Raw genomic sequence first — 21,813 nt, forward strand, 5'->3', positions numbered from 1 at the left:
ACCCATTGGCGCATGCCAAGCGTATTCTAACCATCGCCCCCGGCACGCCCTTTCTGAAGACGCTGGCGGAAAGTCTTTGCGATGGCAGGCTGGCTCCCGGCTTCCGTTACGATCCCGCCGACCCGCTATCCCTGGCGAAGGTCACCATCTATGTGCCGACCCGCCGTTCCGCGCGCGTGCTGCGCTCGGAATTCGTGGATCTGCTGGGCGGACAATCGGCCATTCTGCCCATCATCAGGCCGCTTGGCGAAACCGATGACGATAGCGGTTTTTTCGACGTTGAAACGCCCGCGACCATTGATCTTGCACCGCCCATTTCCAGCACAGCCCGGCTGGTCGAGCTCGCCCGCCTCATTCTGGCGTGGCGCAATAGTTTGCCGGATGCCATCCGCGCCGTGCATTCTGACTCGCCCCTCGTCGCTCCCGCAAGCCCGGCCGATGCCATCTGGCTGGCGCGCTCGCTGGCTGAGGTTATCGATGCCATGGATACGGAAGACCGGGAGTGGTCCGCACTCTCCAAGCTCGACACCGCAGACCATGCGCAGTGGTGGCAGCTGACTGCCGATTTTCTGAAGATCGCCAGTGTGTTCTGGCCAGCCCGGCTGGATGAACTGAACAAATCCTCGTCCGGGCGGCATCGCAATGCGATTCTGCGGGCTGAGGCCGAGCGCATTGCTCGGATCGGATCAGACGACCCCATCATCGTGGCGGGTTCCACCGGCTCCATTCCGGCAGCGGCAGACCTGATCGCAGCGGTGGCCTCCCTGCCCCAGGGTACGGTCGTTCTGCCGGGCCTCGATATAGATATGCCGGAAGAGCAATGGCAGTCCATCAATGAGAGCCCTGATGACCCGTCAAGCCGCACCCATTCGCAATATGGTCTCTATATTCTGCTGCAAAAGCTGGGCGTCTCTCGCAATGATGCGGAACAGATCGGCGTTCTGGATGGCGACCTGAAAGACCGTGCGGCGATCTTTTCCACCGCACTTGCGCCAGCCAAGGCCACCAGCGAATGGAACGAGTGGCGCGAAGACAAGAGCGAAGCGTTTTTTGAACAGGCCTTTGCATCCGCTGCCATCATCGAAGCCGCCAATGAGCGGGAGGAGGCAACGGCCATCGCCATTGCCCTGCGTTTGGCACTGGAAAACGGGGGCACCAGTGGCCAATCCCAAGCGGCGCTGATCACCCCGGATCGTGGCCTTGCGCGCCGGGTGGCGACAGAGCTTGCCCGCTTCGGCATCGAGGCCGATGATTCCGCAGGTACGCCGCTATCGGCCACGCCGCAGGCGGGCTTGCTGATGCTGGCGCTCGAGGCAATCCTGCGCCCCGGCGATCCCGTTGCGGTCATGTCCCTGCTCAAGCACCCGCTATCGCGCTTCGGTCTCGGGCAAATAGAGGTCGGTCATGCCGTTGCCGGGCTGGAACTGCTGGCGCTTCGGGGTGGGCGAACCGAAACCACACTTGATACGCTAGAGGCGCTGCTGCACCGCCAGCTTGCCCTGCACGCAGATGATCGTCATGCGCCACACTGGCGCAAATCTCTTGGTGAAGGCACAGACCTTGCCGCCGCCGATCTGGCACGGCGCATCAACGCGGCCATTGAACCATTGGACGCGGCCTTCATTCGCAAGGACGCTGTGACCGGGCGATTGACGGCGCGGCTGACGCTTGCCGACTGGGCGGAGCGCACGGGCCGGGTCATCGAAGCCATGTGTATCGATGAGAAGGGCGATCTGGCCAGTCTCTGGTCACATGAGGCGGGCGAGAAACTTTCCGGCCTTCTGTCTGAGTTGATGGATTGCGGCAGCGTGCTGGAGGCCGATGGGCCGCAATGGATCGATATCATGACGGCGCTGATTGCGGGCGAATCGATCAAGCCCCGGGCCATGCGCCATCCGCGCGTGTTTATTTTCGGTGCGCTGGAAGCCCGCCTGCAAAGTGTCGATACCGTCATCATTGGCGGGCTCAACGAAGGCATATGGCCGGGCCAGACGGCCAACAACCCGTTCCTGTCGCGCAACATGAAAACCGCCATCGGGCTTGAGCCGCCGGAACGGCGCATCGGCCAGCTTGCCCATGATTTCGAGATGGCGAATGGCACACGGCAGATTTTCTATACGCGCTCGCTTCGTCAGGGATCGACGCCTGCCGTCGCATCCCGCTGGCTTCAAAGGCTTCTGGCGCTGGGGGGCGAAGGCTTTACCGAGACATTGAAGGCGCGTGGCACGGCCTATCGCCACTGGGCCAACATGCTGGATGATGGCGAAAACCAGCAGCCCGCCAAGCGCCCGGCACCGACACCGCCTGCGGAGTTGCAGCCGAAATCCTATTCCTTCAGCGAAGTGGGCAGGCTGCGGCGCGACCCCTATTCCATCTATGCGCGGCGCATTCTCAAACTTGATCCGCTGGATGAGTTCAACCGCGATCCGGGTGCGGCTGATCGTGGCACGCTCTACCATCACATCATGGAAACCTATTCCCGCGAGGGCCATGTGGCAGGCACGCCTGCCGCTGAAGAGGCGATGTTTCGCGTGCTGCACGCCTGTTTCGACGCTGAAAACCTGCCGCCGCATATCGATGTGGTCTGGCGGCCTCGTTTCGAGGCGGTAGCCCGCGCGTTCCTCAAATGGGATAAAGACCGCCGGGCGCTGGTCAAGCGCAGCCATATCGAGGTGCGGGCCGGGCAGGAAATTCCAGAAGCGGGCATTCGCCTGACCGGCGTTGCCGACCGCATCGACATCAAGACGACAGGCATGGCCGACATCATCGACTATAAAACCGGCCTGTCACCCTCGGTCAAACAGGCCCGCTCGCTGCTCGATCCGCAATTGGCGCTGGAAGCAGCGGCCCTCATGCGCGGTGCCTTCAAGGATGCGGGATCTCCGACACCGGAAGATCTCATCTATGTGCGGCTGCGGCCCGGCCAACGATTCGGTACCGATACGATCAACAATGAACATGCCAAGGCAAGCGCCAAGACCGTGCCGAAATCAGCCGCTGAACTCGCCACCGATTCCATCGATCAGCTTGCCAAATTCGTGATTTCGCTGCGGCAAGGCCAGAACGGCTTCGTTTCGCGGCTGATTCCCGAGGAACAGCAAGCCTATGGTGGCGAATATGACCACCTTGCCCGCGTATCCGAATGGTCCACGGCAGAACCGGGAGATGGCGATGCTGAATGAATTGATAGACCACGGCCCCGGACAGGATGATCCGAAAAGCTGGATCGACTGGACGAGCGCGCAGCAGACCCGCGCCTCCGATCCCGCCAGTTCAGCGTGGGTGTCCGCCAATGCCGGTTCCGGCAAGACCCATGTGCTGACGCAGCGCGTGATCCGCCTGCTTCTGGCCGGTTGCCGCCCATCCGCCATTCTGTGCCTCACCTATACCAAGGCGGCGGCGTCTGAAATGTCGAGCCGCGTGTTCGACCGGCTGGCCGACTGGGCGACACTCTCCAATGCGGATCTCAGTGATCGCATCACGACCATCGAAGGCCGTGTGCCTGATCTCATCAAGCTGAAAGAAGCACGACGGCTCTTCGCAAAGGCGCTGGAAACGCCGGGTGGCCTGAAAATCCAGACCATCCACGCCTTTTGCGAAGCGCTGTTGCACCAGTTTCCGCTGGAAGCCAATGTCGCCGGGCACTTTTCAGTGCTGGATGACCGGGCAGCCAGCACACTTCTGGCCGAAGCCCGCCGCACGCTTTTGACCGCCGTCTCCTTGGAGGCGGATCAACCCTTGGCCCACGCGTTGGCCTATGTCCTCGATATTGCCGATGAGACCGGCCTCGAGTCCCTTCTCAGCGCCATTGTTTCCAACCGCAACGCCATCAACGGCTTTCTAGACAAGGCGCGCCAATCCGGCGGCATCGATGCCACCCTTCGCGCCCATGCGGGCATCGACGCGAACGAGACGGAAGAAACGGCGGCGGCAGCCTATTGGCCCCTGCCCGGCCTTTCTGGCCTGTCGATGGATACCTATCTGACGCTGGCCGACGAGATCGGCGGCTCACGGGTCATCGACGTTGCCTACGCCCTGCGTGAAGCCGCCCGCACCATGGATGTTTTCAAACGCGTGGAGTTCATCGAGGCCGCTCTGCTCACCTCGCAAGGTGCGCCAAAATCCGACGCCTATGTCATCAACAAGGCCATGCAGAAATCGGCACCCGCCTTGCTGGATGACCTCATTCTGGCACGTGCCCATGTGGTGGCCTGCCGGGATCGCTACCGCACTCTGCGAATGCTGGAAGCCACCAGACATGCGCTGACATTGGCGCAGCGGCTGATCGGTGATTTTGAAGACCTGAAAAAACAGCGCAGCCAGCTGGATTTCGAGGATCTGATCGAACGTGCTGCCACCCTTCTCAACCGCGATACGGCGGGTGCATGGGTGCACTACAAGCTGGATCAGGGCATCGACCACATTCTGGTGGATGAGGCGCAGGATACCAGCCCGGTGCAATGGACTATCATCCAGTCGCTGGCCGCCGATTTCTTCCATGGAGAAACTGCACGCGAGGGACGACGCACGGTCTTTGCCGTGGGTGACGAGAAACAGTCGATCTATTCCTTTCAGGGCGCAAGACCGGAGCGGTTTTCGCAGGAAAGCCGGGAAACGCAAAAGCGCGTGACCGCTGTCGAACAGACATTTCATTCCGTGCGCCTGCCACTGTCATTCCGTTCCACGGCAGATGTTCTGGCCGCCGTCGATCAGGTGTTCTCCCTTCCCGAACATGCGGAAGGTTTAAGCGCCGAGAAGGAACCGGTCGAGCATCGCTCCAACCGCCACGGACAGGCAGGCACGGTGGAACTGTGGGACATGGTTGCCGCCGAGCCGGTGGAGAATGAAGAGGACTGGACGGCACCCTTCGATGCGCTGCGCGAAAGCGCGCCGCCTGCCATCGTCGCACGCCGCATCGCCGCCCGCATCGCCGAGATGATCGGCAAGGAAACCGTGGTCGAAAAGGGTGTGGAGCGCACCATCGAGGCGGGAGACATTCTCGTTCTTGTGCGAAAACGCCACGCCTTCGTCAACGCGCTGACCCGCGAGCTGAAACAGCGGAAGAACATTCCCGTTGCCGGTGCCGACCGCCTGCGCCTCACAGACCATATCGCCATTCAGGACCTGCTGGCGCTGGGCCGTTTCGTGCTCTTGCCGCAGGATGATCTGTCGTTGTCGGCCCTTCTTAAAAGCCCGCTGTTCAATCACTCGGAAGACGATATTTTCGATATCGCGGCAAAGCGCCCTGAAAATACCAGCGTCTGGCACCATTTGCAGGCTCTCTCGAAAGAGGATGAGGGACGTTCCTTCGCGGCATCGGTCGCCAAGCTCACGCATTTCATCGAACTGTCGAAGACGCAGACCATCCACGATTTCTTCGCCGCCGTGCTGACGCTGCATGAGGGACGTGCGAAGTTTCTGGGGCGGCTTGGCAATGAAGCCAGCGACGTGCTGGACGAATTCCTGTCCTTTGCGCTGGACCATGAAAAGACTGGCCTTCCCGGCCTGCAATCCTTCATTTCCGTGATGGAAACCGACGCGCCTGAAATCAAGCGTGAGCAGGACAAGGAGCGTGGCGAAGTCCGCATAATGACGGTTCACGCCTCCAAAGGTCTGGAGGCACCTGTCGTGTTTCTGGTGGATGGCGGCTCCAAGGCCTTCATTCACAGCCACCTGCCGAAGCTTCGCTTCATCGAGAATGGTCCTGCCAAGCTGCCGATCTGGTTGCCCGGCAAGGGTTTTGACAATGCGCTTGTCTCAAGGGACGAGGACCGCCTCAAGCTGTCCGCCGAGCAGGAATATCGCCGCCTCCTCTATGTGGCGATGACACGTGCTGCCGACCATCTGATCGTCTGCGGCTATCGCGGCCCGCGAGAAAATCCCGATTGCTGGCATGCCATGATTGCCCGTTCGCTGGGCGCGGATGACATCAGATGCAAGCGGCAGGTATTTTCCGCTGGTGGCGAAGAGTGGGATGGCCTTTTGTGGCAGTCAACCAGCCGCGATGCCAAGGCCGTTGCCACTACAGAGCCGCCGCCTGCCCCGGTTCTGGATGCTTTGCCTGCATCTCTGATGCAGCCGCTGCCGCCACCGCCAGCTTTGCCACGTCCGCTCAGCCCGTCTGGTGCCGGAACCATCATCGATGACGGCTCGGAGGATTTGCTGGTCACCTCCCCGCTGTTTTCTAGCCAGGAAGTATCCTCGGGTCTGGCGCTACAGCGTGGCAGGTTGGTGCACCGCATGTTGCAGACGCTGCCGGAATATCCGAGCGAGGAGCAGCCGGATGCCGCCCGCCGTTATGCGGAGCGCGCCGCGCGGTTCTGGCCTGAAAAGGAGCGGGAAAAACTGATCCATTCCACGCTATCGGTGTTGCGCGAACCAGCCCTTCAATCCGCCTTTTCTGCCAACAGCCGTGCGGAAATCTCGATTATGGGCACCTTGCGGCTCAGCAACAGGGACTACGCCGTATCAGGCCGCATCGACCGGCTGGCCGTAGATGGCGACCGCGTCATTCTGGTGGACTACAAGACCAACCGTGTGCCGCCTGTCCGTGATGCCGAGATACCACTGGCGCATAAAGCACAGCTTGCGATCTATAAAAGCATTCTCGCCCCGCTTTATCCCGGCAAGACCTTCACCTGCGCGCTGGTCTATACGGAAAACGCTTCATTTGTGACGCTGAGCGACCAGTCGCTGGCTGATGCGCTTGCTGCAATCGAGACAAAGTGAGATATGGGACATTGAAATAACCCGCCAGCAGCATCACATGCTCATCAACCAACACCACTGACAATCTTGTCATTGAAAGGAGAGCCACCCATGGCTACCGTGAAAGTCGATACATCCAATTTCCAGGCAGAAGTGCTCGATTCCGCTGAACCCGTCGTCGTCGATTTCTGGGCGGAATGGTGCGGACCTTGCAAGATGATCGCCCCAAGCCTCGAAGAAATTTCCAACGAGCTGGCCGGCAAGGTCAAGGTCGTGAAGCTCAACATTGATGAAAACCCGGAGCTTGCAGCGCAGTTCGGCGTTCGCTCCATCCCTACCCTTGCCATGTTCAAGGGCGGCGAAGTGGCTGACATCAAGGTTGGCGCTGCACCAAAGACAGCCCTTTCGGCCTGGATTTCCAGCGCTGCTTGATTGGGCATCTGTCAAGAATGAGAAAAGCCCGGTCATCGCCGGGCTTTTTCTTTTGGGACATTTTAAACAAACCCCCGTCATCCTCGGGCTTGACCCGAGGATCTAACGAACCCCTACATTGAACGTGGTTAGATCCTCGAGACAAGCCCCGATATGACGGTGGCCGATGCCCGCAATTTTTTACTGCGGTACCGTGCCGTTCAAAGCCAGCGCATTGCCAGCCAGATAAAGTGAACCACCAATCAATATGCGTGGTGCGGGCTGACCCGGCAAAATCCGCTTTTTCAACTCTTCCAAGGCTTCTTCAATCGATGATGTCGGTGCCGCGACGAGGCCAGCGTCAAACACCGCATGGGCAAGAACAACCGGATCGATCGCCGCATCCGTGCCGTTGATCGGCACGGTGAAAACATATTGGGCAATATCGGCAAAGGCCTTGAAATAGCCGACCTGATCCTTGGTGTTGATCATGCCGGCAATCAGAAACAGCGGGCGAGCATTGGCTTCCTCGAAACCGGCCATGGCTTCGGCAATCACCTCACCCGCGCCGGGATTGTGGCCACCATCAATCCAGATTTCCGAGCCTGGCGGGGCCAGATCGACAATCCGGCCTGATGTGATGCGTTGCAGACGACCCGGCCATTCCACCGATGTCATCGCCGTCTCAACCATCTTGTCCGTCACCTCGAAACCGGCAGCCTTGACGGCGCGAATGGCGGCGGCGGCGTTGGCCAGCTGGTGGCGACCGGGAAGACGCGGCAGGGGCGCATCGATGAGGCTGGTTTCGTCCTGGTAGACCATCCGCCCAAACTCTTCATGCGCCGAAAAATCCTGTGCATAGACTGCCGTCGGGCATCTCAGGCGTTCAGCCGTCTGGACCAGAACATCAAGTGCCGCGTCATATTGCTGATGACCGATCACGACAGGCGATCCGGCCTTCATGATACCGGCCTTTTCGGCGGCGATCAGTTCGACGCTATCTCCGAGATAGGCCTGATGATCCAGCGAAATCGGCATAATGATCGATACGGCTGGGTCGGTGATGACATTGGTCGCATCAAAACGCCCGCCAAGCCCGACCTCCAGGATCACGGCATCGGCGGGGTGTTCCGCAAAGAGAACGAAGGTGACAGCCGTCAGGATTTCGAAGACGGTGATCATCTGCCCGTCATTGGCAGCAGCCACGCGCTCCAGCGCATCGGCCAGAACGGCATCTTCGACATAGCGGCCCTTCTCGCCACGAAGGCCTAAACGATAGCGCTCGTACCAGTTGACGAGATGGGGAGATGTGTGGACGTGAACAGCAAGGCCGCCAGCTTCCAGCAGCGCCCGGCTAAAGGCAGTGACGGAGCCTTTGCCATTGGTTCCGGCCACGTGCAAAACGGGCGGCAGACGCTTGTGCGGATTGCCGAGCTTTTCGAGAAGAGCGGTTATTCTATCCAGCGAAAGATCAAAGCCTTTGGGGTGAAGCCCCAAAAGCTTTTCGATGATCCGTTCCGCTGCGCTCTGGGCAGGTGTCGTCATATCCGTCATTGGCGTCTCCGCTGCCCAGTGGCGATAGACGTCAGGCGGATGCTGCCATTGGCAGGTCTTCCGAAGACGGATCGGCTGGGGCCTTGGTCATGATCTTCAGCAGGCTTGCCAGCGTCTTGGGAATTTCGCGCCGATCCACGACCATGTCGACCATGCCGTGTTCCAGCAGATATTCCGAAGTCTGGAAGCCTTCAGGCAGCTTTTCGCGGATCGTCTGTTCAATCACGCGCTTGCCAGCGAAGCAGATTTCCGCACCCGGCTCTGCGATGTGCACATCGCCCAGCATGGCGTAAGAGGCCGTTACACCACCCGTTGTCGGGTTGGTCAGCACGACGATGTAGGGCATGCCCGCTTCTTTGAGCATGTTGACCACAACCGTTGTGCGGGGCAACTGCATCAGCGACAAGATGCCTTCCTGCATGCGTGCGCCACCCGAAGCCGGGAACATCACAACAGGGCAACGCTCAGAAATAGCGCGCTCGAATGCCTTGACGATGGCTTCACCGGCAGCAATGCCGAGCGATCCGCCCATGAACTGAAACTCGTGCACTATGGCGACGATCTTCAAGCCCTTGAGCTTGCCGACGCCAGCCAGGATCGTGTCTTCCTGTTCGGTCTTCACGCGGCTGTCGCGCAGACGGTCCGAATATTTCTTCGAGTCGCGAAACTTCAGCGGGTCCTGCGCCACCTTTGGCTGGACCAGAGCTTCGTAAACGCCGCCATCGAACAGGTCTTCAAGACGAGCTTTCGCGGGCATCTTCATGTGGAAACCGGAAGCGGGAATGACCCACTTGTTTTCCTCAAGATCCTTGTGAAAGACCATTTCGCCCGTTTCGGGGCACTTGATCCAGAGGTTTTCCGGCGTCTCGCGGCGGCCAAGCATGGAGTTGATCCGAGGCCGTACGTAGTTGGTGATCCAGTTCACGTCTAATACTCCTGACTATCTGCGCTCAGCCGAGGCTTACTCGGCAGCGGCAAGGCGCGATGCACGCACGCCCGTTGAAAGTCCCTTTACCAGTGTTGTCACGGAGGGAACAGTGTCGTTGGTGGCCTTGCCATCCTTGGTCAGGCTTCCGGCGATCTGGTTGACGATGGCCGAACCCACCACGACGCCATCGGCAACAGCGCCGATTGCGCGGGCATGATCCGCCGTCTTCACGCCGAAGCCGACACAGATGGGAAGATCGGTATGCGATTTGATCCGCTGGACAGCGCCAGAGATCGTGGATGGATCCGGCAGTGCCGAACCGGTAATGCCATTCATCGAAACGTAATAGACAAAGCCTGACGTGTTCTTGAGAACGGTCGGCAGACGCTTCTCATCCGTCGTTGGCGTTGCAAGACGAATGAAGTTGATACCGCGCGCCAAGGCTGGAACGCAAAGTTCGTCATCCATTTCAGGTGGAAGGTCGACAACGATCAAGCCATCGATGCCCGCTGCCAATGCATCATCCAGAAACGTTTCAACTCCATAGATATAGATGGGGTTGTAGTAGCCCATCAGCACGATTGGCGTGTTGTCGTCCTGCTTGCGAAACTCGCGGGCGAGTTCAAGCGTCGTCCTCAATGTCTGCCCGCCCTTCAGCGCACGCTGGGCTGCCAGCTGAATGGCCGGACCATCGGCCATGGGATCGGAAAACGGCATGCCAAGTTCGATGACATCGGCACCGGCTTCCGGCAGCGATTTCATGATGCCGAGCGATGTATCAAAGTCCGGATCGCCACCCATGAAATAGGTGATGAGGGCTGGGCGGTTTTCAGCGCGCAGATCAGCAAAGCGCTTGTCCATACGAGCAGTCATGATTACGCACCCATTTCCAGAAGTTTCGCCACGGTGAAGATGTCCTTGTCGCCACGGCCGCACAGGTTCATGACGATGATCTGATCCTTGTCCATCTTTGGCGCACGCTTGATGACTTCCGCCAGCGCATGGGCCGGTTCAAGTGCTGGAATAATGCCCTCAGTGCGCGTCAGCAACTGGAATGCTTCCAGCGCTTCGGTGTCCTTGATCGGCACATATTCGACGCGGCCCGTATCTTTCAGCCATGAGTGCTCAGGGCCAATGCCGGGATAATCCAGACCAGCGGAGATCGAGTGACCCTCCTTGATCTGGCCGTCACCGTCCTGCAGCAGATAGGTGCGGTTGCCATGCAGCACGCCCGGCGAGCCGGCTGTGAGCGATGCGCAATGTTCTTCGCCCTCAAGACCCTTGCCGCCCGCTTCGACGCCAACGATTCTGACGCTCGAATCATCCAGGAACGGGTGGAACAGGCCGATGGCGTTGGAACCGCCGCCAACAGCTGCGATCAGCATATCCGGCAGACGTCCCTCAGCCTTCATCATCTGCTCGCGCGTTTCACGACCGATGACCGACTGGAAGTCGCGAACCATTTCCGGGTATGGATGCGGACCGGCAGCGGTACCGATCATGTAATAGGTGTCGTCGACATTGGTGACCCAATCTCGCAGCGCTTCGTTCATGGCATCTTTCAGGGTGCCGTGACCAGCCGTGACCGGAACGACTTCTGCGCCGAGAAGCTTCATGCGGAAGACGTTCGGCGCCTGGCGCTCCACGTCGGTTGCGCCCATGTAAACGACGCAAGGGATGCCGAAACGGGCAGCAACAGTTGCCGATGCAACACCGTGCTGGCCAGCGCCGGTTTCCGCGATGATGCGGGTCTTGCCCATGCGCTTGGCAAGCAGGATCTGGCCCAGGCAATTGTTGATCTTGTGCGAACCGGTGTGGTTCAGCTCATCGCGCTTGAAATAGATCTTCGCGCCGCCAAGCTCCTGTGTCAGGCGCTCGGCAAAATAGAGCGGGCTTGGACGACCGGTATAATGGGTGTTCAGATGCTCAAGTTCCGCCTGAAACTCGGAGTCTGTCTTTGCCTTGTTCCACTCGGCCTGAAGGTCAAGGATCAACGGCATCAACGTCTCGGCCACAAAGCGACCTCCGTAAATACCAAAACGGCCGTCCTCATCGGGACCGGCGCGGAAAGAGTTGGGTTTCGGCGTCTCGTTCACTCTCAAACTCCCTGCGGTCTCGCCTAACGGATCGCATCGAAAAATGCGTCGATCATGGCCAGATCCTTGACACCCGGCGCGCTCTCGACACCGGAAGATGCATCTATTCCCTTAGCCCCGGTTTCAGCCAGAGCATGGGCTACGTTGTCTTTGTTCAATCCCCCGGAAAGCATGTAATCCACGCCTTCGTCAAGAGAGTGCAGCAAGGTCCAGTCGAAGGAAACGCCATTGCCGCCAGGAAGATCGGAACCCGCAGGCGGTTTGGCATCGAACAGGAACTTGTCGGCTATTCCTATATAGGGATCAATCTTGGCAAGATCATCGGCATCGCGGATGGAAAAAGCCTTGATGATGGGCAGGCCGTAGAGAGCCTTGACGTTCAGCACCCGCTCAGGGCTTTCATGCCCATGCAGCTGCAGCATATCCGGCTTCAACAGATGGATGATCTCATCCAGCTCGTCATTGTCGGCATCAACAGTCACGGCCACGATCTTGACACTGCCGCGCACGGCATCTGCCAGCTTGCCAGCAATATCAGGCTCGATGTTGCGCGGGCTTTTTTCAAAGAAAATAAATCCGAGATGGCTCGCACCGCGACGAACGGCGCGCTCGATGGCATCGGCGGACTTCAATCCGCAAATCTTGATTTCCGGTGTCATGCCTTGGGAGGTGCCATGAAATAGGCTGTGAGTCGAGCCAAATCTAATCTTCCTCTCAGAAGCGTAAATGTTTCACGTGAATCCAAAACGGTTTGGACAGGATTTATTCGAAATCGATGGCGTGCAACTGCGAGCCGTTGCGCTTCAACCAGGATTTCGAGGCCTCCATGGTGGGGCAAAGCTTTTCGCAGAGCGCCCAGAATTTCGGTCCATGGTTCATCTCTTTGAGATGCGCGACCTCATGGGCGGCCAGATAATCGATGACACTTTCCGGCGCCATGACGATGCGCCAGGAAAAGCTCAAGTTTCCCTCATGCGAGCAAGAGCCCCAGCGGCTGCGCGTATCCTTCATCGAAATGGAATTGGCGGGCCTGCCGACTTTTGCCGTGTGATGCGCCACCAGCCGCTCCAGGTCAGCCCGCGCTTCCTTTTTCAGAAAGGTCGCAATGCGTCGGCCAAGATGTTCCGGCAATCCGCTGACGCGCAAGACCGCCTCGCCATCTGCTTCTTTTGCAATGTGCGTCACGCCGCGCAATGTGCCGGTATGTTCGATACGATGCGTCACACCACGAATGGAGACGCTGCCGCCATCGACTACACTTCCCTCAGTGGAGAACTTCGAGAGCCTGCTTTTCAGCCAGCCGTTGTGACGATCCAGAAAGTCATCCACTTCCCGGTGATGGAGACCATAAGGGATCGTCATTTTCAGCGCTTTGCCGCCGGGCTCTATGCGAAGCGTGATGCGGGTGGCGCGCTGATTTTCCTTGATGGTGATGGGCAGGTTGCGACCGCCCACATCCACCATGCGCTGCGAGGGCGCAGGCTTGGACGGCGAAACGGATCTCAGGGTCTTTCGGAGAAGCGGAAACATCGCCTTTCATAGCGATTCGCTCCGTAAAAAGCTATGTGCTTGGTGTCACACGGCGTGGTCATGCTTGCGCATGAAATCCAGCATGCGCGGCACGATATCTCGCCGGAAGCGGGAGCCGTTGAACACGCCGTAATGTCCGACATCCGGCTGCGTGTAATGCTCGCGCTTATCAGCTGGAATATTCAGACAGAGATCATGCGCCGCCTTCGTCTGTCCGGCACCGGAAATATCGTCATTCTCGCCTTCGACCGTGAAAAGCGCCGTGCGTTTAACGCTGGAGGGATCAACCGCCCTGCCCCGGTGCAGCATCTTGCCCTTGGGAAGCGCGTGATCGATGAACACGGTTTCGACGGTCTGGAGGTAGAATTCGGCTGTGAGGTCCATCACCGCTAGATACTCGTCGTAAAACTCGCGGTGCTTTTCGGTGGAATCGCCGTCGTTCTTCACAAGGTTCATGTAGAAATCCTTGTGCGCCGTCATGTGCTTGTCGAGGTTCATGGACATGAAGCCGGTCAGTTGCAGAAAGCCCGGATAGACGGAACGGCCAAAACCGGGCTGCGGCCATGGCACGGGCATCACCACATTGTCCCTGAACCACTCAATCGGCTTACTCATGGCCATCTCATTAACAGCCGTCGGGTTGATCCGCGTATCGATTGGCCCACCCATCAGCGTCATCGAAGCCGGGGCGCATGGGTCATTGTCCGCTTCCATCAGCGAGACTGCCGCAAGCACGGGCACTGAGGGCTGACAGACCGCCACGACATGCACGCCCTCACCCAGGTGATGAATGATCTCGATCAGGTAGTCGATATAGTCATCAAGATCGAAACGCCCTTCGGTCAGCGAGACCGTGCGCGCATCGATCCAATCCGTGATGTAGAGATCGGCAGATGGCAGCAGCGCCTCCACCGTGCCGCGCAGCAAGGTTGCGTAGTGGCCGGACATGGGGGCGACGAGCAGCACTTTTGGGCCGGTGGTTTCGCCTGACACCATATCACGCTTGAAATGCAGCAGATTGCAGAAGGGCTTTGCCCAGACAGTCTCTTCCGAAACGGAGACGGATTTCCCACCGATCAGAGTTTCGGAAATCCCGAATTGCGGCTTGCCATAACGACGCGTCAACCGCTCGAAAACCTCGAAGCCCGCATCAAGGCTTCGGCCGAATGCAGTATTGGACAGCGGGTTCAAGGGGTTGTTGCACGCCTGACGCATCAGTTCAGCGCTCGCCCGCAGCGGCATCATGGCAGCGTGGTTCATTTCGTAGAACTGATAGAACATGGATGAACGCCTCCCGTCGTTTATCGTCGTCTTTTCGTTAATATAGCATCATTTCGCACATGCACAAAACGTGAAAAGCGCCAGCGGTTGCCCGCCAGCGCTTCTGATATGTATTGATCGAAAGCTCTTCTCAGATGTCAGCGACGAATGTCTGCTTCTGGGTGCCGAGACCCTCAATGCCAAGCTCAACCACATCGCCAGCCTTCAGGAAGCGTGGCGGCTTCATGCCGAGACCGACGCCGGGGGGCGTGCCGGTGGAAATGATGTCGCCGGGATGCAGGGACATGAACTGGCTGAGGTAGGAAACGACATGCGCAACGCCATAGACCATGGTCTTGCTGGAGCCGTTCTGCATCGTCTCACCATTGACCTTCAGCCACATGCCGAGGTTTTGCGGATCGGCGACTTCATCCTTGGTGACCAGCCATGGACCAACAGGGCCGAATGTGTCGCAGGATTTGCCCTTCGTCCACTGGCCCTGACGCTCGGTCTGAAATGCGCGCTCGGATACATCATGCGAAACGCAATAGCCGGCAACATAATCCATCGCATCGGCTTCAGACACATATTTCGCGGTCTTGCCGATGACCACGCCTAGCTCGACTTCCCAGTCTGTCTTTTCAGAGCCGCGCGGGATGATGACATCATCATGGGGGCCAACGATGGCCGATGTGGCCTTCATGAAAATGACCGGCTCCGATGGCACTTGCGCACCGGTTTCCGCAGCGTGATCCGAAAAGTTCAGGCCGATGCAGATGAATTTGCCCGTGCCGGAAACGCAGGCGCCAATGCGATCATCTGCAAGAAGCGGGAGCGTGGAAAGATCGAGAGCGGCAATCGCCTTCAGACCCTCGGGGGAAATGGCCTCGCCGCCGATATCTTTCACATGCGCCGAAAGATCACGAGCTTTTCCATCCTGATCCAGAATGGCTGGCTTTTCCTGGCCCGGCTGGCCGACGCGCAATAATTTCATGGTCAATCTCCCGTTGTCAGACAAGTGCCTGCATATATGAACGAACTATTTATCCGTGTCACCCCTTATGCGTTGTCAAATCGGTCCGCCTTGCTTTGAAGCAAGCATTTTTCGAAACACGGGTGTATGACACTATTAGGGCGCTCTAAAAACGGCGCCGATGGCACCATGATGTCAAACAGTGTCGAGGAGATGATATGACCTACAGCAATTCGCGCCAATCCGAGTATCCGATTGATCCCATATTCCTGGATCGCTGGTCGCCACGTGCCTTTGGTGACGCTGGAATGCCGAGAGAACATCTGCTGACAATTCTCGACGCCGCCCACTGGGCTCCATCCTCCTCCAACCAGCAACCCACCCGCTTCATCTATGCCCATAAGGGCAGTCCACAGTGGGACACCTTCGTCAGCCTGCTGATGGAAGGCAATCAGCGCTGGGCAAAAAATGCCGCTGTGCTGCTGTTCGTGCTGTCCCGCACATACAATGTTTCAAGCGAGGGCGAAAAGAAGCCTGCGACAACCCATTCTTTTGATGCGGGTTCGGCCTGGTTGTCGATGGCCATGCAGGCGCAGTATCTCGGCTACCACGCCCATGCCATGGCTGGCATTTTCAAAGACAAGATCATTGAAACGCTTGAGGTGCCAGAAGGCTATGCCGTGGAAGCTGCGGTCGCCATCGGCGCCATAGCCGACAAGAGCACCCTGCCCGACGAACTGGCGAAACGCGAAGTGCCGAGTGACCGGCTGCCTCTGTCGGAGGTCGCGTTCGAGGGACGCTTCACCGGCAAGGCTGACTAAGGGTCTACGCTTCATAGCTGACATAAAAATGGCCCGGTGGAGCATCTCCACCGGGCCATTGTTAAGATTGTGTTTCACGTGAATCGTCACATAAGACGATTCACTGAAAAACATCAGATATCGAGATTGGCGACGTTCAGCGCATTTTCCTGGATGAAGTCGCGGCGCGGTTCCACCTCATCACCCATCAGACGAGCAAATAGGCTGTCGGCATCGGTCGCGTCAGGAATTTTGACCTGAAGGAGCGACCGCACATTGGCGTCCAGCGTGGTTTCCCACAGCTGCTCGGCATTCATTTCGCCAAGGCCCTTATAGCGCTGCATCGACAGGCCCTTACGGCCAGCGGCGAAGATGGCATCGAGAAGCGGGCGTGGGCCAGCAATGACCTGCGTGCCATCCTTGCGCTGCAGCACAGGTGGCGTCTTGTAGATGTCACCCATACGGGTTGCGAGCTGGTCGATGTGGCGCGCATCTGCCGAACCCATCAGGCCCATATCCAGCGTCGACACTTCCTTGACGCCGCGAACCATGCGCCAGAAACGAAGGCCGCCATCATCAAGAACTTCACCGGTCCAGCCGCGCTCCGTTTCTTCGGCAATCATATCCAGACGACGCGCGACCTCGGCAACCGTTGCTTCGGCCTTGCTCGGATCTGCTGACAGTTCCGGGTTCATCGCACCAGCAATCGCTGCCTGCTCAACAATCGAGCGGCTATAGCGCGAGTGGAGATTGTCGATCAGGGTGCGCATGCGCACCGCATCGAGAATGACTTCGCGCAAATCCTGGCCAACACGAACTTCGCCGGAACCCATCGTCAGCGATGCTTCCTCGATACCCATGGTGATCAGGTATTCTTCCAGCGCCTTCTCGTCCTTCAGATATTGCACGGACTTGCCGCGCGTCACCTTATAAAGCGGTGGCTGCGCGATATAGAGATGACCGCGCTCGATCAATTCCGGCATCTGACGGAAGAAGAAGGTCAGAAGCAGCGTGCGAATATGCGCGCCGTCCACGTCAGCATCGGTCATGATGATGATCTTGTGGTAGCGCAGCTTGTCGGCGTTGAACTCGTCCTTGCCGATCGAGGTGCCGAGCGCCGTAATCAGCGTACCGATTTCCTGGCTGGACAGCATCTTGTCGAAGCGGGCGCGCTCGACGTTCAGGATTTTACCGCGCAATGGCAAAATCGCCTGCGTTTCACGCGAGCGACCTTGCTTTGCAGAACCACCAGCCGAGTCACCCTCGACGAGGAAGACTTCGGATTTGGCCGGATCACGCTCGGAGCAGTCTGCCAGCTTGCCCGGCAGAGACGCGATATCGAGCGCGCCCTTGCGGCGGGTCAGTTCACGCGCCTTGCGGGCAGCTTCACGGGCAATAGCCGCTTCCACGACCTTGCCGACGAGGATCTTGGCTTCGGTCGGATGTTCTTCAAACCAGGTGCTCAGCGCTTCATTGACGAGGTTTTCGACAACGGGACGCACTTCCGAGGAGACCAGCTTGTCCTTGGTCTGCGACGAGAACTTCGGATCGGGAACCTTGACCGAGAGAACGGCCGTCAGACCTTCGCGGCAGTCTTCGCCCTGAAGGGAAACCTTCTCACGCTTGGTGATGCCGGAGCTATCGGCATAGGACGTGACCTGGCGCGTCAACGCACCACGGAAACCGGCCATATGCGTGCCGCCATCGCGCTGCGGAATGTTGTTGGTAAAGCAGAGCATGTTTTCGTGATAGGTGTCGTTCCACCACATCGCGACTTCAACGGTAATACCGTCTTTCTCGCCAATGATGTAAACCGGCTTGTCCACCAGCGGCTTCTTGGCCCGGTCGAGATACGTCACAAAGGCTGCAAGACCGCCATCATAAAGCATTTCTTCCTGCTTGATGTCGGAGTGGCGCTTGTCCGTCAAAAGAATGCGTACGCCGGAGTTCAGGAAGGCCAGTTCGCGCAGCCGATGTTCCAGCGTTGCGTATGTATATTCCGTCATGGTGAAGGTCTCGCTGCTGGCGAGGAAGGTAACCTCCGTGCCGGAGCGACCTTCATAATCGCCAACGATCTTCAACGGGCCATCGGCCACACCATGGGTAAACGAAATCTCGTGGATTTTTCCGTTGCGGCGAATGCGCAGCTTCAGCCAGACCGACAGCGCGTTGACAACCGAGACGCCCACGCCGTGCAGACCGCCGGAAACCTTGTAGGAATTCTGGTCGAACTTACCGCCCGCGTGAAGCTGCGTCATGATGACTTCAGCTGCGGAGACGCCTTCACCGGTGTGAATATCGGTCGGGATACCACGACCATTATCCGTCACCGATACCGAACCATCGGCGTTCAGCGTGACGGTGACCAGATCGGCGTGACCGGCCAGCGCTTCATCGATGGCGTTATCGACGACTTCGTAGACCATGTGGTGCAGACCGGAACCATCGTCGGTATCGCCGATATACATGCCGGGACGTTTGCGAACCGCATCAAGCCCCTTGAGGACTTTGATCGAATCGGCTCCATAGGCTGCACTGGCGGCGTTTTCGCTCGACATAGGTTCAGTCATAAGCACTCTTTCCGAATGTATCTGTCGCAGCGCCACCTCATATCGAGACAGCGCGGCAGCGAATCACTTTAAATCTGACGTGTGACTATAGAAATTCCGTCTCGATATCCAAAGTCCACAAGCGCCAAAACCCTGCACAAAGCAGGGGATAGCGCGGGTTTCACTCGCAAGGACGGCTTTTTTGTAGCACCTCTGACAATTCATCTATCACACTTGGCGGCAGCTTGCGAATATTCCGCGCCAATCCGTTCGCCAGCATCGTGTATTGCGGCGGCAAACCTGCCGTATCGATGACAACGCGCGGGTCTGACGTGCCCGCCAGCGAGAAAAGCTCTTCCGCCTCGTCCCAGATGATGTTGAAATATCCGGCAATGCGCTGAAGAAGATCAAAGCTCGGCTTGCCGCGTTTCCCATGTTCCAGTGCCGAGAGGTAGGCGGGCGACACACCAATCGCCAACGCCATCTGCTTCTGCGTCACGCCCTTTTTCTCGCGCAGAACCCGAACCGCTTCTGCAAACGGTGTCATGATGTATCTCCGCGCCGACGTGCTAGCCGCACGTAAAGAGCGCCATCACCACCGTGGTTCATGGAGGCGTCTTCATAGGACGAGATCAAATGCCGGTATTCCGGTTTGGAAAACCACATCGGCACGGCACGCTTCAACGCGCCTTCGCTGCCCATGGAGCGGCCCTTGCCGGTGATGACAAGAACGTGCCGCAACCCACGTTCATGGGCGCGAACGAGAAAATCGAGAAGCACCGCATGGGCCTCGCTCTGAAACATGCCGTGCAGATCGATGCGCGCTTCGAGCGGCAGGCGGCCACGGGTCAGCTTGCGTTTGACCGGTCTTTCGAGAGGGCTGTGAATGCGCTTGCGATCCGGGTCCGCCACGACCGATTGCGGTATCGGCTCGATAATCATTTTGGGGAAAGGCGGAATGGGTTTCTTCGCAGTTTTTGGCTGTGGCTGTGGTTGCGGCTCTGGGTCGATCTGCGCTTCCAGCGCTTCAAATTCCATCAGGTCTTCCACGCGCCCGGAAATCAGCCGCGTCGTCTTGGCAACCTTGCCCCACAGGATGCGCTCATCCCTGCCCAGTTTGCGGCCACCCTTCATGACCGATACCTCTCAGCCGCCCCACGGGGAATGAGGATATAGAAATCGGCCGGGTTGCGCACCGTGCCTGCCAGTTCTCCCGCCTCATCGCCAGAGCCGGTGAAAATATCGCCACGCGCCGGCCCAACGATGGCCGAGCCCGTATCGAGCGCCAGCATGAGACGGCCAAAGGGCTTTCCCTCATCCAGATGCGTCAGGCTTGGTGAACTGATAAAAAAGGGAAAACCGAATGTGTGGATCAGGCGGTCCACCGCAAGCGCCCTGCCCGCAACAAGCGGAACTTTGGCAGCCGCAATCGGCCCAAGCTCCAGCCCTTCCACATCAGCCTCGCGGAAGAAGATGTAGGAGCGATTGTGCCAGAGAACCTCGTCCACCTCGTCAGGATTGCGCGCCAGCCACTGCCGGATCGTCTGCATCGAAATGGTCTGAGGGTCGAGTTCACCACGGTCCAGCAAAAGGCGGCCAATGGCGGAGAAGGGATGGCCCGCCTTTGCGGAATAGGTGATGCGCCTGATGGTGCCATCGCTGTAGCGGAGCCTTGCGGCACCCTGCACATGCACGAAAAACAGATCGACCCGCGATTTTGCCCAGGCGATTTCCAGCCCTTGCCCATCCAGATAGCCTCGGTCGATTTCCCCCCTGTCGGGATAGGGGGAAATGACGCCATCCCGCTGCAAGCCGAACGCGTAATAGGGATCCATGGCCGCTGGCCGGTTGGTCTCATCCAGATCAATCAGATCGGACGGGCGGCGATAGATGGGGTATTTGAATGTCTCGTCAGGCGTGGCCGAAACCACTAGCTCAGGCTCATAGAAGGCCGTAACGAAGCCGCTCTTTGCCGATGACGGTGATATTTTAAAGGGAACGCAATGGGTCTCGAAAAACTGCCGGGCGGCGCCGGCATCTTTGAAGCCGCCTGCATCAACGGCCTCCAGCAACCCCAAAAGCTCCTCAGCGCTCAAACCCAGTGATCCGGTGCGGTAAGGTTTTGCCTGGCGCAGATGGGCCAGAATGGATTGCATGGCCGGGAATAGCGGCGAAGGGTCGTCTGCCTGCCAAGCTGGCAGTTCAGCAAACGACACCTCTTGGAGGGCAAAATCCCGGCCAGCGCTGCTCATTGTTCAGATTCGGTCGCAATCAGCTTCCAGTTCGGATCGCGTGAGCGAATGTCGCGCGCAAACGTCCAGATGTCATCGACCTCGGACACGGCTTCCGGGTCGCCATCGATCAGCGCACCGTCCTTGTCATAGGTTGCCGAAATCAGCTGGCTGATGATGCGCAGCGTGATCTGCTCTTCCGAATCGCGGATGCTGGCATGGGTGATGTCGATCTTCTCGGTGCCGACAAAGGTCGATTTCACGACTTCGCCGCGCTTTTCGCGCTCGGCGATCGCCGCAACAAAGCCGTCATAGACTTCCTTGGAAAGGAGGTTCTTGAGCGACTTTCTATCACCATCGGCAAAGGCCGTCACGATCATCTCATAAGCCATCCGCGCGCCGTTGAGAAACTCCTTCGGGCGGAATGTCGGATCGGTCTTGTTCAACTCACGCAGCGAATCATTAAGCGCAGATCCAACTGGGGCGATGGCATCGATTTCCGCGAAGCGATTTTCCTCTTCGCCTTCGCCACGTTTTGGCAAGGTCACGACCTTGTTATCGTCTGCAGGCGATTTTGCCATGTCACGCGGGCTGTAAGGGTCGACAGGTGGCTTTTCGTTGCCAGTTCGACGACCAAGGACGCTGCGCAACTGAAGGAAAATCAGCACCGCAGCCACGAGGAAAAACAATGTAATAAAGTCGCTTGAGCCCATCTTTTACCGAAACCGCCATTTAAATCTAATTTTCTACACATCATATAGTCTGCATCTGCC

The 21,813-nt window shown here is 58.4% G+C and carries 17 protein-coding genes; 4 read left to right on the plus strand and 13 right to left on the minus strand.

Annotation, left to right across the window (positions count from 1 at the left end; all coding sequences use genetic code 11):
• Positions 1 to 5: 5 nt before the first annotated feature.
• The 3 genes from addB to trxA all read left to right on the plus strand — a co-directional run bounded on the left by addB (position 6) and on the right by trxA (position 7,140).
• Positions 6 to 3,182, plus strand: coding sequence for a double-strand break repair protein AddB (addB, locus tag ACQZ51_RS15045; RefSeq protein ID WP_448778396.1), 3,177 nt, complete (start codon positions 6 to 8; stop codon positions 3,180 to 3,182).
• Positions 3,172 to 6,729, plus strand: a complete 3,558-nt coding sequence (addA, locus tag ACQZ51_RS15050; protein ID WP_448778397.1) for a double-strand break repair helicase AddA — start codon at positions 3,172 to 3,174, stop codon at positions 6,727 to 6,729. The genes addB and addA overlap by 11 nt, the downstream gene beginning before the upstream one ends.
• A gap of 90 nt (positions 6,730 to 6,819) precedes the next feature.
• A complete protein-coding gene (trxA, locus tag ACQZ51_RS15055; protein WP_243258170.1) occupies positions 6,820 to 7,140 on the plus strand; it encodes a thioredoxin in 321 nt (106 codons plus the stop codon).
• Positions 7,141 to 7,320: 180 nt separating this feature from the next.
• Here the strand turns inward: trxA and ACQZ51_RS15060 are convergent, their stop codons facing one another.
• The 8 genes from ACQZ51_RS15060 to ACQZ51_RS15095 all read right to left on the minus strand — a co-directional run bounded on the left by ACQZ51_RS15060 (position 7,321) and on the right by ACQZ51_RS15095 (position 15,481).
• The gene (locus ACQZ51_RS15060; RefSeq protein WP_448778766.1) at positions 7,321 to 8,664 is read right to left on the minus strand and encodes a bifunctional folylpolyglutamate synthase/dihydrofolate synthase; all 1,344 of its coding nucleotides are present in this window, start codon (positions 8,662 to 8,664) and stop codon (positions 7,321 to 7,323) included.
• Positions 8,665 to 8,704: 40 nt separating this feature from the next.
• Positions 8,705 to 9,598: an acetyl-CoA carboxylase, carboxyltransferase subunit beta gene (gene accD, locus ACQZ51_RS15065; protein ID WP_448778400.1), complete on the minus strand. Its 894-nt coding sequence runs from the start codon at positions 9,596 to 9,598 to the stop codon at positions 8,705 to 8,707.
• A 36-nt stretch (positions 9,599 to 9,634) separates the two neighbouring features.
• Positions 9,635 to 10,474: a tryptophan synthase subunit alpha gene (gene trpA / locus ACQZ51_RS15070; RefSeq protein WP_448778402.1), complete on the minus strand. Its 840-nt coding sequence runs from the start codon at positions 10,472 to 10,474 to the stop codon at positions 9,635 to 9,637.
• Positions 10,475 to 10,476: 2 nt separating this feature from the next.
• On the minus strand, positions 10,477 to 11,697 hold the full coding sequence (trpB, locus tag ACQZ51_RS15075) for a tryptophan synthase subunit beta (protein WP_243258168.1): 1,221 nt from the start codon (positions 11,695 to 11,697) through the stop codon (positions 10,477 to 10,479).
• A 23-nt stretch (positions 11,698 to 11,720) separates the two neighbouring features.
• Positions 11,721 to 12,356 (minus strand): phosphoribosylanthranilate isomerase, encoded by a 636-nt coding sequence (locus ACQZ51_RS15080; RefSeq protein WP_448778404.1) that lies wholly within the window; start codon positions 12,354 to 12,356, stop codon positions 11,721 to 11,723.
• Between the two features lie 103 nt (positions 12,357 to 12,459).
• Entirely contained in the window at positions 12,460 to 13,227 is a 768-nt protein-coding gene (locus ACQZ51_RS15085; RefSeq protein WP_448778406.1) for a M48 family metallopeptidase, read from the minus strand.
• A gap of 45 nt (positions 13,228 to 13,272) precedes the next feature.
• Complete coding sequence (locus ACQZ51_RS15090; RefSeq protein ID WP_448778408.1) at positions 13,273 to 14,508, minus strand: polyhydroxyalkanoate depolymerase; 1,236 nt, start codon at positions 14,506 to 14,508, stop codon at positions 13,273 to 13,275.
• A gap of 130 nt (positions 14,509 to 14,638) precedes the next feature.
• Entirely contained in the window at positions 14,639 to 15,481 is an 843-nt protein-coding gene (locus ACQZ51_RS15095) for a fumarylacetoacetate hydrolase family protein (RefSeq protein WP_448778409.1), read from the minus strand.
• Positions 15,482 to 15,678: 197 nt separating this feature from the next.
• On the opposite strand from ACQZ51_RS15095, the gene ACQZ51_RS15100 reads away from it, so the two are divergent.
• Positions 15,679 to 16,281 (plus strand): nitroreductase family protein, encoded by a 603-nt coding sequence (locus tag ACQZ51_RS15100; RefSeq protein ID WP_448778410.1) that lies wholly within the window; start codon positions 15,679 to 15,681, stop codon positions 16,279 to 16,281.
• A gap of 113 nt (positions 16,282 to 16,394) precedes the next feature.
• Here ACQZ51_RS15100 and gyrB read toward each other — a convergent pair whose 3' ends face one another.
• From gyrB to ACQZ51_RS15125, 5 genes are all read right to left on the minus strand, one after another.
• The gene (gene gyrB / locus ACQZ51_RS15105; RefSeq protein WP_448778411.1) at positions 16,395 to 18,830 is read right to left on the minus strand and encodes a DNA topoisomerase (ATP-hydrolyzing) subunit B; all 2,436 of its coding nucleotides are present in this window, start codon (positions 18,828 to 18,830) and stop codon (positions 16,395 to 16,397) included.
• Positions 18,831 to 18,990: 160 nt separating this feature from the next.
• Positions 18,991 to 19,356, minus strand: a complete 366-nt coding sequence (locus ACQZ51_RS15110; protein WP_448778413.1) for a helix-turn-helix domain-containing protein — start codon at positions 19,354 to 19,356, stop codon at positions 18,991 to 18,993.
• Positions 19,353 to 19,943, minus strand: a complete 591-nt coding sequence (locus ACQZ51_RS15115; protein WP_448778414.1) for a Smr/MutS family protein — start codon at positions 19,941 to 19,943, stop codon at positions 19,353 to 19,355. Before ACQZ51_RS15115 ends, ACQZ51_RS15110 begins: the two co-directional genes overlap by 4 nt.
• A complete protein-coding gene (gene mltA / locus ACQZ51_RS15120) occupies positions 19,940 to 21,061 on the minus strand; it encodes a murein transglycosylase A (RefSeq protein WP_448778416.1) in 1,122 nt (373 codons plus the stop codon). The genes ACQZ51_RS15115 and mltA overlap by 4 nt, the downstream gene beginning before the upstream one ends.
• Positions 21,058 to 21,753 carry a Tim44/TimA family putative adaptor protein gene (locus ACQZ51_RS15125; RefSeq protein ID WP_192065111.1) on the minus strand — a complete coding sequence of 232 codons (696 nt, stop codon included), beginning with the start codon at positions 21,751 to 21,753 and terminating at the stop codon, positions 21,058 to 21,060. The genes mltA and ACQZ51_RS15125 overlap by 4 nt, the downstream gene beginning before the upstream one ends.
• Positions 21,754 to 21,813 lie beyond the last annotated feature (60 nt).

Source organism: Agrobacterium sp. CG674, from assembly GCF_053521645.1.